Annotated in this window: 1 protein-coding gene; it reads left to right on the plus strand. The window is 41.5% G+C overall.

What is annotated here, in order from left to right; translation table 11 throughout:
- Positions 1-277: E domain-containing protein (locus HMPREF2737_RS10105; protein WP_176744068.1), on the plus strand; the 277-nt coding region annotated here is incomplete at both ends.

Consider the following 277-nt stretch of genomic DNA (forward strand, 5'->3'; position numbering starts at 1 on the left):
TTAATCCATTAACGGGAGAAAAAGTAGGCGAAGGTGAACCAACAACAGAAGTAACAAAAGAACCAGTAGATGAAATCACACAATTCGGTGGAGAAGAAGTACCACAAGGTCATAAAGATGAGTTCGATCCAAACTTACCAATTGACGGTACAGAAGAAGTACCAGGTAAACCAGGCATCAAGAATCCTGAAACAGGTGAAGTAGTAACACCTCCGGTTGACGATGTCACAAAACATGGTCCAAAAGCAGGCGAACCAGAGGTTACTAAAGAAGAAAT

The sequence above is a fragment of the Staphylococcus sp. HMSC069D12 genome, assembly GCF_001810405.1.
Classification (GTDB): Bacteria; Bacillota; Bacilli; order Staphylococcales; family Staphylococcaceae; genus Staphylococcus; species Staphylococcus haemolyticus.